At 73.5% G+C, this 11,815-nt stretch carries 6 protein-coding genes and 1 pseudogene; 2 read left to right on the top strand and 5 right to left on the bottom strand.

The features are described from left to right. From ACWD3D_RS25095 to ACWD3D_RS25085, 3 genes are all read right to left on the bottom strand, one after another. The coding region (locus ACWD3D_RS25095) for a hypothetical protein (protein ID WP_451463055.1) at window positions 1–6,641 on the bottom strand (6,641 nt) is incomplete at its 3' end. Window positions 6,642–6,748: 107 nt separating this feature from the next. Then, complete coding sequence (locus tag ACWD3D_RS25090) at window positions 6,749–7,228, bottom strand: WXG100 family type VII secretion target (protein ID WP_451463054.1); 480 nt, start codon at window positions 7,226–7,228, stop codon at window positions 6,749–6,751. 40 nt (window positions 7,229–7,268) lie between these two features. Further along, complete coding sequence (locus ACWD3D_RS25085; RefSeq protein ID WP_451463053.1) at window positions 7,269–7,577, bottom strand: WXG100 family type VII secretion target; 309 nt, start codon at window positions 7,575–7,577, stop codon at window positions 7,269–7,271. Window positions 7,578–7,721: 144 nt separating this feature from the next. Here ACWD3D_RS25085 and ACWD3D_RS25080 point away from each other — a divergent pair, with 144 nt between their 5' ends. Then, the gene (locus ACWD3D_RS25080; protein ID WP_451463052.1) at window positions 7,722–8,360 is read left to right on the top strand and encodes a hypothetical protein; all 639 of its coding nucleotides are present in this window, start codon (window positions 7,722–7,724) and stop codon (window positions 8,358–8,360) included. An 86-nt stretch (window positions 8,361–8,446) separates the two neighbouring features. Here ACWD3D_RS25080 and ACWD3D_RS25075 read toward each other — a convergent pair whose 3' ends face one another. Both ACWD3D_RS25075 and ACWD3D_RS25070 read right to left on the bottom strand, forming a co-directional pair. Then, a complete protein-coding gene (locus tag ACWD3D_RS25075) occupies window positions 8,447–11,017 on the bottom strand; it encodes a right-handed parallel beta-helix repeat-containing protein (RefSeq protein WP_451463051.1) in 2,571 nt (856 codons plus the stop codon). Continuing rightward, window positions 11,014–11,373 carry a hypothetical protein gene (locus tag ACWD3D_RS25070; protein WP_451463050.1) on the bottom strand — a complete coding sequence of 120 codons (360 nt, stop codon included), beginning with the start codon at window positions 11,371–11,373 and terminating at the stop codon, window positions 11,014–11,016. The genes ACWD3D_RS25075 and ACWD3D_RS25070 overlap by 4 nt, the downstream gene beginning before the upstream one ends. A gap of 342 nt (window positions 11,374–11,715) precedes the next feature. Here ACWD3D_RS25070 and ACWD3D_RS25065 point away from each other — a divergent pair. Beyond that, a pseudogene (locus ACWD3D_RS25065) lies at window positions 11,716–11,815 on the top strand (50S ribosomal protein L18); the annotation flags it as partial.

Genomic DNA, 11,815 nt, shown 5'->3' with positions numbered 1-11,815 from the left:
CCCCCGGCGCCCAGCCGGCTCCCCGCGCTGAACGCCGGGGGCGGAGTCGTCGGTGCGGTTCTCCTCGGCCGGGGAGTGATCACGCGCAGCTCCCACCCCGCCCGGCTCAGACCGGCCTCCGCGCGCTCCAGGGCCTCCCGGGCCGCGACGGAGGCGTGCAGCGCCCGGCTGCTCCGCGCCTGCAATGTGCTGTGGCGGGTGCGGGCCGCCGCGAGAGCGGCAAGGGCCGGCTCCCGCTGCTGCTCCACGCGCTCCAGGTACCGGGCGAGGGCCTTCGCCAGGTATGCGTCCACGGCCGGCCGCTCCGCCTGCCTCAGGAACTCCTCTTCGGCGGCTTTCCAGCGCGGTTCGAGCAGGTCGAGGCGTTCGTCGAGAGTGACGAGATGCGCCAGGGCCTCCCTGTGGGCGCTGCGGGCCTCGTCGAGCTCCCCGGCCGTCGACGGGTCGTCGTGTTCGTCGAGTTGCTGCTCCAGGAGCACGATCCGGGCACTGGCGGCGTCGACGGCCTGCCCGGCGGCCTCGTACTCGGCGGACACCTCGTCCACCTCACGCTGCACCGCGTTCAGCTGTTCCAGGGCTATATTCCCTTGTTCCTGCTGGTGTTGACCGCCCTCGAAGGGGTGTTCCTGTTCCGGCGCGGGGAGTTGCTGCGGGGTGGTTTCGCCGTCCGGTGTCACCCCCGGGTCCGCCTGCCGGTTCAACTGGTTCAGGTCGAAAGTGAGCTCGTCGATGTCGCCCTGGACCGCGTCCACCCATTTCTGGGCCTGTTCGAGCTCCAGTCGGGCCGCGACTTCGGCGCCGTAGGTCCGGTCCCTGGCGACGAGAGCGGTGGCGCGGGTCTTGAGAGCCGATTCGTAGGCCTCCTGCGCCGCCCGCAGGTTTTTCTGGGCCTGACCCAGCCGCTCCTTGAGCGGCAGCGGGGCCGGGCTCGCCGTCGTGTCCGGTTCCTGTCCGGGCTGCCCCTGCGTCCCCGATTGGTCGAGCGGCAGGCCGAGTCGGCCCCCCTGCGGATCCAGTACCTGGCCCTCGACCGGGTGCTGCTGGTTCTGGACGGCCGGCTGCGGCGGTACACCCGGCGCGGGGGACGACTGTTGCGGTGATTCCACCAAGTGGACGATCTCGGGCGCGACCGGTGTTCCCGGGGTGTCCACCAGCGAGAGTTCCTCCCGGGAGGTGGTGACCGGCACCTCCGTCTCCCGCGCTCCCCACCCGCGGTACTGGCTTCCGCCGGGCCTGAGTCGCCCCGGCGCTCCGGGGTCGAACGGGGTGACGCCCGCGTACCGGTCGCCGGTCAGGTGGAGGACGCCGCTCTCCTCGCTCGGCGGCGACGAGACCTCGGTGGTGCTGCGGGACGGGTCCTTCCCACCGGCGTAGGACGAACCGCCGCCGTTCGGACGCGAGTCGAGGGTGTTCATCGTGGCGATCCGCTGCCCCGAAGAGCCCCCGCCGCCCTTCGGGGCGGGGTTCACCGGCTCCCGGGGCGTGACGACGATGTCCTGGAAGCCGTGCACGTTCCGGGCGGCGGAGGAAGTGCTCCCGTGCGCCACCGGCGGTCGCGGGGTCGTGCCGGGGCCGGGGGCCGGGCCGTCGCCGACGGGTCCCATCCGGTCGAGAGCACTCTGCGCCGCCGTGCTCACCTTTTCCTTCTCCGGACCGTCGGCGGCGCTCTCGCGGTACTTCTCCAGCGCCTTGCCCAGGTCCGCGCGCGTCTGCTCGACCGTCCGGAGGTCTCCCCTGGCGTGCGCGTCGTCCAGCCGCCTGGTCAGCAGCCGCACCTCCCGCAGCTCCCAGGACGGAAGCACGTTGCCCGCCGAACCGGCGCCTTCGGTGACCGGCTCCCCGGAAACCGGCTCCCTGACCACCGGCGACCCGGTGACCGGATCCTCGACCACCGGTTTCTCGGCCACCGGCTCCCCCGTCGCCGCCCGCTCCGTCACCGGCTTCTCGACCGGCTCACCCCCCAGCCTGCGCGCCGCCTCGTCCGCGAGGCTCCGGGCCCGTACGGCGAGCGCGTCCAGGCCGTGCAGCTCCGCGGCCCCGACGGCCCGCCGCGCCTCGTGCCACGCGCTCGTCAGCTCCGCGGGCGTACGCTCCCCGCGCAGCCGGCCTTCCACGTCGTTGAGCACCCGGGTCGTCCGTACGGCCGGATCGGCGAGCACCGCCGCGTGCCGGGCGTCCTGGTGGTCGCCGTATCCACGCAGGAAGGGGTCCCCGCCGCCCCGGTCGATCTCCAGCCAGTCGGAGGCCCTGAGGCTGCCGTCGCCCTCGTAGTGGACCCAGGAGGCGAGCCGGTCCTCGTGGAAGGTCCGGGCCGCCTCGCGGTACCCGCCCTCGCGGGCGGAGGTGGTGGCGTCGAGCCGGAAGTGTTCGTCCCACTCCTGGCCCGCGCGGTAGGACGCGGCGTTCAGCCGGGCGTCCTCGGCCAGCAGGCGTTCCGTGGAGTCGAGGACGCCGCGCGCCTGCGAGCGGTACGCGGTGGCGCGGGGGTCGAAGGCGCCGTCCAGGGCGGTGTGGCCGAGGGCGCCGGGTCGGCCCATGGTGCGCTCGGCGGCTGTCGCGAGGGCGTCGGTGAGGACGTTCCTGGTGAGCGTCCGGCCGGCGGCCGGGAAGGAGCGGAGCAGGTCGACGCGCTGGTCCAGCGCGACGAGGTGGTGCTGGATCTCCTCGTGGTGGAGCAGCCGTTGGTAGAGCGCGGCCGGGTCGACGAGTTCGGCGAGCGCTCGGTCGAAGTGGCCCCGGTCCTCGGCGGACCAGGCCGCCGGGTCGCTCTCACCCCGGCCGGTGAGGGTCTCGTCGAGGGCGGACCGGAGGTCGGACTCCCACTGTTCCAGGGCGTTGCGGACCGCCGGGGCGTCCGGTGCCAGACCGCGTTCCCGGGCGTGCTCGGTCATCAGCGCGCGGGCCCGGGCGAGGGCGGCGTCGGCCTCCAGCTCCGCGATGACCCGGTCCGCGGAGTGGGTGAGGGCCCGTGCGGAGGCGGAGTCCGGGTCGAGCCCGGCCTTCTCCAGCTCCACGGCCGTCCGGCGGCTGCCCATCAGCCGGGCGTCGACGACGGCCCGCCACTGTTCCGGGGTCCGCCCGGAAAGCGCCGGGCCGCCGGAGCCCTCCGGGTGGAGCGAGAGCGCCTCCAGGTGGTCCATCAGGGCGGGTGCGTAGGCGTCGGCGCGGGCCGCGTACCGGAGGAGTTCCTCGGGCGTACCGCTGCTGGGGCGGGTGACGTACTCGTGGCGGGCGTAGAGGGCGGACTTGGGGAGTACGGCGCCACCGGCCAGGAGGTCGTCCACGTGGGCGTCGAACTCCGCGCCCCTGCGATGGGCGTCGAAGAGGGCCTGTTCGCGGTCGGCGAGGCCGTCCATGAGGCCCTCGCGGGTGGACTGCCAGCCCTCGTGGCCCGGGGAGCCTGCCGGTCCTTCGGGCCTCCAGGATCTGGCGGACGAGCGGAAGGCCGCGACGAGTTCGTCGGACAGCCGGCGGGAGAGCTCCTCGCGGGCGGAGCCCCGGTACTCGGCGATCGCCCGGTCCTGCGGTCGGTGGCCGCCGAAGGTCAGGGACTCCCTGATCGAGTCGTCGGTGCGGGCGAGGAGCACCCGGTCGATCTCCCCGGGGAGGCTCTTGAGCGTCGCGGCGAGGTCGTCCGCCATCGGGCGCACGACCTCGCCGTGGTGCGTGACGAGCGCTTCGACCGCATCCTCGTACGTCGCCGGAGCCGGTGTTCCGCCGATGGTGACGGGTTCGGCGGGGCCGGTGGAGGGCGAGACGGTGTGGGGGCCGCCGGTGTTCTCCTCGGGGAAGGCGCTACGCCCCGGGGCGAGGGGGTGCGGGGCGGGCGGGTGTACCGAACCGGGGGCGTGCGGGTCGTGGGTGGCGGAGGTGACGGCCTCGATCCGCCGGTCCAGGCGGGCGAGCGCGCGGTCGGTGTCGGCCGCGCTCCACTCGCTGCCGCGCAGGTGTTCGCGGGTCTCGGTCAGTGCGCGGTGGAGGGCGTTCTCCAGCCCGGCGTTGAACTCCTGGTCGTGGGCGGCGAGGTAGTCGCGGTGTGCGGCGTCCAGCTTCCGCGCCGCGGCGTCCTCGAACCGTATCCGGGCGTCGAGGCTGTTCGTGAGCGCGTCGAGGCGCTCGCCGAGGGCCTTGCCCCCGGGCCCGGCACCCGCGGGCGTTCCAGCACCCGCGGGCGGTTCCCCCGCGTCCTTCGGGGAGGGCCGCAGGAGCAGGAGTTCGCGTTCCAGGTCGGCGGCGACGGTGCTCTCGACGGAGCCGTAGAGGTGCAGCCCGCCGCCGGTGCCGTCCGCGCCCCGCAGGGTCAGCATGTTCTTGAGGTCGGCGCGGATCAGGTGGGCTGCTTCCCAGATCGCCTGAGTGCCGCGCAGGTCGCCGGAGAGCTTCTCCAGGACGTCCGCCTTGCTGCCGCCCCACGCCTCGTCGAACCGCCGCAGCAGAGTTTCCTCGGCCGCGCCCTTCTTGGCCGTGGCGGCCACCTGCTGCCACAGCCGGTCCGATTCGGCGTTCAGCGCGTGCTGGTAGTGGTCGGTGATCTCCTTGAGCCCCGCGTCGTTCCAGTGATCGTGCCCGGTACCCCAGGCGGAGACGGTGTCCGCCACCTCCTTGCGGCCGCCGACGAGCCGTTCGTACGCGTGGGTCTCGCGTTCCAGCGAGGTGGTGAGGTGCTCGCGGGTCTGCCGCGCGGCGGTGATGAACTGCTCGTGCGCCTTCTCGCCGGTCAGGTGCGGGGTGTCCGAGATGCGGCCCCAGGTGTGCTCGCCGAGGTTCTGCAGCTCGGCCCGGTACCGCTGGCCGACCCTCTGGACGAGTTCCTCGGGGGCGCCGTTCTCCTGCCAGGTCCGGGTGGCGTCGGACTCCAGCCTGTCGATGCGTCCGCCGAGGTCCACCCGGAGGCGGTCCGCGCGTCCCTTGACCGTGTGGGAGAGGTCCCGCACGGTCTGGCTCCACTTCTTGTCCGCGGCGCCGTCCGCCAGGTGGGACGAGAGGGACCGGTCGCCGTGGCTGCCCGTGGGGTAGATCTCGTCGAACTTGACGCGGGCGTCCGCCACCATCTCGCCGAAGAGCTTCTGCCGGTTCTCCACGCCGAGTTCCTGGAGCTTGCGCGAGGTGCGGGCGGTACTGACGAAGCGGTCCCGCAGCTCCTCCACCGAGCGGTTGAACCGCTGCTCCCGCGCGCCCGCACCGCCGGGGGCGGAGTTCGGGTCCTTCGCCAGGTTGGAGGGGGAGGTGTTCTCCTGCGTGTCCGGGGTGTGCTGGGTGGACTGACGGGTCGGCTGCGGCTGTTCGCGCGGGGTGGAGTGGGTGTTTCCCACGGTGTCGGGGGACTTGACCTGGCCGGTGACAGGGGCCTGGTACTGCCCCGCGTTCTCCGTGATCGGACCGCCGTCACCCGTGGACACGTTCTCGCCGTGCGCGTCGTTCTCGGTGGTCTTCACGGGGTGCCCGGCCGTCGCGTCGTTCTCGCCGCCCTTCACGGGGTGCGTGGTCGTCGCGTCGTTCTCGGTGGCCTTGGAGGGCGGGCCGCCCCGGTCCGTGGTCGTTACGGCCGACTTGCTCGGGGGCGGGACGAGGCTGCTGTTCCCCTCGGTCGGGCGGGGCGTGGGACCGGCCGGGGCGCCGCCGCCCTCCCCGGTGGTCAGTGGCTCCTCGGGACGTCGTGAGGAGACGGGCGGAGGTCCCCCGGAGACGTGGGTGCTCCCGCCGGGCGCGTTCCCCTTCACCGTCGGGCCGCCGATCGGCTCCGGGGAGACGACCGGCTTCTCCGGGATGCCGCCGGGCTTCTTCACCGTCGGGGACATCTCGACCCCCACTCCCCCCGGGCCGCCGAGCACGTGGTCCCCCGCCAGGCCCTTGGGCGCCGTGGAGGTGAACGTGCCGGAGCCGCCGTAGGCGGGAGGGGTGAAGGTGCCCTCGGCCGTGTGGGGGCCCACGGTCGTCTCGGGGACGTGCGGCGTCTCGATCCTGGTGGGCAGCGTCCGGTCCGCCGCCCAGCCGATGGCCGGATCGGCCACGGACATCCCCATGCCGATGCCGGCGGCGATTCCCAGGTTGATCGCCTCGCCCTTCCACCAGTCGCTGCTGGAGAAGTCGGGCATCGGCGCCCCGCTGGTCAGCGAGCCGAGGACCTGCGCGGTCATGTCGATGCCGAGCTGCATCCCGGCGGCGATCGCGCCGCCGACGACGACCTCACCGGCGAACACGATGGCGGTGGGGAGCGCCCGCAGCAGGGGCGTCAGCAGTTCGGCCACCATCGCGAAGATCTCGGGCAGGAAGGCCGGCAGCGGGATGAAGGGGACGAAGAGCATCACCAGCGAGAGCAGCGCCGAGAAGAGGCCCATCATCGCTTCCATGTGGGCCTGCTGGATCTCCTTGTCGAAGACCTCCTGGACCTGGTCGCCCCAGGAGTTGATCGCGTTGCCGATGGAGCGCGCGTCGTCGACGGCCTTCTGGAGGTGGCTGGTGTGGACCGTGTTCCACGTGGTGTCGGTGATGTTCTTGCCGTCGCCGCTCCACCGCGCGGAGTGCACCGCCGTGTCCATGGCGGTGAGCTGCTCCCAGAGCAGGTCGCTGAAGTCGATCCAGGCGTTGCCGAGTTCGTAGATCGGGTCGGCGAGATTCGGGTCGGCGGGATACGAGGGCAAAGGGATCACCTGTCGTGCGCGGTCCCGGAGCGGCGCTCCTCACACCCGTGGGCGCGGCGTCCGCCCCGAGGAGGGGAGGGGGCGGGTACGGAGAATGGGCGGGCGCGTCAGAAGGTCTCGCTGATCGCCGTCTGTGTGGCGTCGGTGATGCTGACGGGGGCGGCGGCACTACTGCCGCCGGCCGCCAGCGCGTTGCCGAACTCGGTGAACATCTTGACGACCGCGTCCTCGGCCAGCAGGTAGTTGTTGCCCGCTCCGCTCAGGGCCACCGAGACGCGGTTCAGCACGCTGTACTTCGCGTCCTCGTCGCTCGTACCGAGCAGGGTGGCCAGGCAGGCGCTCAGCCGGTCGGCGAACTCCTGCGCCTCCGCCTGGGTGTCGCCCTGCCAGCCGAGCTGGAGGCCGTCCAGGGTGTCGAAGAGGGTGCGCAGGGTGTCGGTGATCTGCTGGACGAGACCGCCCGAACCATCCGGTCCGCCCACGGTGTTGGCCAGCGCCACCAGGTGCGAGCCGTCCACGGTGATGGTCCCGTCGAGGACGCCCGCCGCCGAGGCGTAGGGCGCGTCGATTTCGGGCTGGGGGATCACGGTGCCTCCTGCTCGTGGGCACGCGGACGGCCCCGGGACGTCACGACGGGAAGTTGCCGGTGTTCTTGGTCTCCGCGTCGAGGTACTGGTCGTACGCGCTGCGCATGCGCCGGGCCATCTCGTGCAGCAGCTCGATCAGTTGCGCCGTGGCCCCGTCGAACTCGGTGTGCAGTTCGACGAAGGACGTGCCGGCCCGGCTGTGCCAGACGCCCTCGGCGGCGGTGAACGCCGTGTCGACCCCGGTGACGAGGTCTTCGAGGGTGGTGGTGCATCGTTTGACGGTGCCGACGGCGTCGAGGAGCTGCGCCAGGTCGGCCTTGAACTCGCCGGGGGTGAGGGCTCTGGCCACGTCGGTACCGTAGGCCGGTCGCCGGGCGGTGGGGAACTTCCCTTTTTTCGTGTCCCGGTCCGTCCCCGAACAGGGACCTGGACGACGGCGCCCGCGCGCGCGGAGGGTGGACGCGCACACATCCGAGGAGCACCGGGAGCGGCCGTGGCCACCGTCCAGCCGAAGAATTCCGCGCACGGTCCGGCGCGGGTCCGCCCGACGGGTGAGGACTCCGGTGGCGAGAGCGCGCCGGTGGCCGCCACCCAGATGCCCTCGCTCGCCATGATCTGGGGCGATGCCCCGCCGATCACCGCGAACCAGGGGCCGGAGAATCCGTCCGGTCAGGGCGGCGGCACCACCGGTGGTGCCCACCCGCAGCTGACGGTGGACCTCGGCAGTGTCCGGGAGAGCGTGCAGGGGCTGCTGACCTCGTCCCGTACGGCGGTCGACCAGTACATGGTGATGAAGCAGCGGGTCGAGACGGCCATCGCGGGCGGTACGGTCTTCGGCCAGAACGCCCAGCGGAAGGTGGACAACACCCAGTTCAACTTCTTCACCGGCCAGTGGTCCTGGGACAACGACGGCCCCAGCCTGGAGCCGGACAAGCCGCTCCAGGAGGCGGCCCTCAAGTTCGCCGCCCAGATGAACCCGGCGATGACGCAGGTCATGCGGGAGTGCGCGGACGCGCTGGAGCTGGCCGGACAGTTCATCGTCCTGCTCGACCGGGCCGGTACCGCCTACGCCCACGCCGACTACGCCTCGATCTTCCCGGACGCGCCGATCGGCCCGGTCGTCGACGCGTAGACGCCCGCCCCGCGAGCGCCCGGACGCGCGGGCGCCCGGCACCCAGGCCCTCGGCGCACCGGGCGCCCGGCGCGCAGGCGCCCGGGTCAGTCCACCCTCCGCCCCGGCCAGGTCCCGTGTTCCGGCTCCCGCCCCGGGTCCGCGTCCGGTACGTCCTCGGGCAGCAGGGTCACCAGATCGGCCGTGGTGGGCTCCGCCAGGTCCGACAGGCGTGCCGCGTGCCGTTCGGTCATCCGCTGGAAGAGCTGCCGCGCGCCGCGTCCGTTGCCGAAGGTCTCGTCGCGGTCCTGGCCGTCGAAGTGGTCCCGCAGCGCCTCGGCCGTCCCCTCGCCCAGTTCGTACCGATGCTCGGCGGCGTGCACCTCGACGATCCCGGCGAGCTGCGCCGCGTCGTAGTCGTCGAAGACGAGCGTACGGGTGAACCGGGAGGCCAGCCCGGGGTTGGCGGAGACGAAGTGCCGCATCTCCTCCGGGTATCCGGCCACGATGACCACCACGTCGTCCCGGTGGTCCTCCATCAGCTTGACCAGGGTGGCGATGGCCTCCTGGCCGAAGTCGCTGCCGTGCCCGTGCGGAACCAGGGCGTACGCCTCGTCGATGAACAGCACGCCGCCCAGGGCCCGTTGGAAGGCGGCGGTGGTACGGGGCGCGGTGTGGCCCACGTACTCCCCGACGAGGGTCCCCCGGTCGGCCTCCACAAGGTGCCCCCGGGTGAGCAGGCCCAGCGCGGCGAGCAGCCGGCCGTAGAGGCGGGCCACCGTGGTCTTGCCGGTGCCGCTGTTGCCGGCGAACACCAGGTGCCGGCTGAGCGGTGGCGGTGGCAGTCCGGCCTCGATGCGGCGGCGCACCAGCCGCATCAGCTTCACCATGGTCTCGACATCCTGCTTGACGCGCTCCAGGCCCACCAGGGAACGCAGTTCGGCGAGCAGGGTCTCCAGCGACTCCGCCCCCGCCGCTACGAGCGTGCCGCCCCCGGCCGCCGCCTCGGCACCCGGGCCCGCGCCGATCGCGGCCGGTAGGGGTGCCGGGTCCAGGGCGCCCGGGGAATCGGCCCGGTCGGCCGCGAGAGCGCCGGGCGGCAGTGCGCTGGTTCCCACCGACTCGGTCCGGCACTCCCGGAACACGGCGCGGTGGCCGTCGGCGAGGCGTACGTCCTCGTCGGTGTCGTGGATGAGTACCCGGCGCAGCACGGTGGTGGCGCCCGCTCCCGCGAACACGGCGGGGCAGGCCGTCGATCCGACCGTGCAGTCGGTGAGTTCGCCCGCCGCGCCGTCCGTCGCGTAGAGGCCGTTGCCCTTGGCGCGGGCCACCCGGGTGCCGGTGATCCGGGGGCGGGCCCCGGCCGTGACGACGAGGGCGGTGCCGGCGGTGTCCATGACGTGGCAGCCGATCAGCCAAGGGGCGGCGCGCTCGCCGATCATGACGCCCGTCTCGCCGCTGTCCCGGACGCGCAGCGCCGACACCTGCGCGCCGGTGTCCGGTCCGAGGAGCAGACCGGTCGCGCAGCCCGTCACTTCGCACTCGTCGACCAGCGGCCGGTGCGGGGTGGTCAGGGCGATCCCGGTCTCCGCTCCGGTGACCCGCACCCGGCGGGCGGCGAGGTCGCCGCCCGCGACGGAGATGCCGGCCAGTCCCACCGGGCCGATCCGGCAGTCCTCCAGCGTGGCCAGGGCGCCTTCGCCCACGCGTACTCCGTGCTGGGAGCCGTCCTCGACGGTGCAGCCGCGCAGTACGGCGCGTACGCCCTCGCCCAAGTGGACGGCGGTGTAGGCGGCTCCGGTGAGGGTGCAGCCGGTCATCCGCAGGGACGCGCGGTCCACGGCGAAGACGCCGTTGCCGCCGGCGTCCTTCACGGTGCAGTCGTCGAGCTCCGCGTCGGCCGCCCCGCCCACGGCGACGGCGCTGCCCCCGCTCCCGGTGATCCGGCAGCCGGTCATCCGCAGGACGACGCCTTCGTCGGCGAGGACGCCCACGGTCGCGGGTCCCTCGATCCGGCAGTCGCGCAGCAGCAGCGGGCGCCCGCGCTGCTCGGCGTGGACCCCGCTGCCCGCGGCTCCGCGCAGTTCGGCGCCGGTGAGTTCGCCGCCGGCGCCCTCCCGCAGCCGTACCGCGTCGCCGGGGGCGTCGGCGACCGTCAGGCCGTGTCCGGTCACGGTCGCTTCCCCTTCCACCAGGAGCCCCGCCCCCTCGACACCCAGTCCGGCCAGCGTGGTGGTGCTGCGGCCGGACAGCCGTACCCCGGCCGCCGTCCCCGTGCCGTGCACCCGGCAGCCGCGCAGCACGGGTGCGGCGTCCCCGGAGACCTCCAGCGCGCCGCCGCTCACCTCGCAGTCCGTGAACTCGGCTTCCCCGCCGGTCACCCGGACGCCGGCGGTACGGTCGCCGGGACCGTGCAGGACGAGGCCGCCGACCCGTACCCGTCCGCCGGTCACGGTCAGCGGGATTCCCCTGCCGCCCGCCAGCCGGACGGTGCCGGGGCCCTGCTCGGCGACGATGGAGACGTCACCGGAGAGGACGAGCGTCTCGGGATACACCCCGGGCTGCACGGAGACGACGGCGCCCGGCGCCGCGGCCCGCAGCGCCGCCGCGATGGTCCGGTGCGCGCCCCATCCGTGGGCGCCGACCCGCAGGGTGGTGCCGCTGTCCCGGCCGATCACGCGGCGACGCAGGAGAGCCGCATGGGGGCGGCGGCGTGGTGCGCGAAGTCGGCGCCCGTGCCGGTGTTCACCAGCCGGATGGTGAGGGGCCCGCCACTGACCTTCCAGGAGCCCGCCGAGACCCAGCTCCCGCGGTGCGCGGTCTGGTCGATCGTGAACGAACCGGCCGAAGTGCCGCCGCTGTGGATCGAGTTGTAGAGGGCGTACCGGGAGGGGGTGCCGCCCACATAGGTCTTGCTGGGGTTGTTCGGCACGTAGACGGAGACGGAGCAGGTGCCCGAGGAGAAGCTGGCGCCGTAGTTGAACTTCCAGAGCCAGTAGGTGTCGGTGTCCCGGGTGGAGGAGGAGCCGGACATCGGCAGGGCGGCGTAATGGCCGCTGCACCCCTCGCCCTTGTAGCCGCCCTTGCCGCTGGTGAGCCAGCCGTCGACGTCGGTGCCGTAGTCGGGGTCGCTGGCCCAGACCGTGGCGGTGGCGGTCTTGGGGCACTCGTAGCCGGCCAGCGCGGTGAAGGTGGCCTTCGCGGTGGTGGCGGTGCGGGCCTGCGTACCGGACGACGGGGACGTGGTGGCCGACGGGGTGGGAGCGGCCGTGGGCGGTGCCGAGGGCGCCGTGGTGGCACCGGCCGGGGACTCCGGGGCGTCGCTCTCGGCTCCCGGGTCGCCGTCCACGACGGCGCCCGGTGCGCCGGCGACCACCGTGGCCGCAAGCACGTCTCCGGTTCGCCGGAGCGTCCCCGCCTCGTCGTGACGCGTTCCAACCGTCACATCGTGGCCCAGGTCATCGACGACATCGCGG

It is taken from the genome of Streptomyces sp. NPDC002690, assembly GCF_053592415.1.
The sequence above is the reverse complement of the archived record's forward strand: the minus strand, read 5'-3'. Positions and strand labels throughout refer to the sequence as shown.

Bases quoted from the DNA above. Each gene is read 5' to 3' on its own strand.
- ACWD3D_RS25070 (WP_451463050.1), bottom strand. From the start codon at position 11,373: ATGTCCGGCTCCTCCTCCACCCGGGACACCGACACCTACTGGCTCTGG.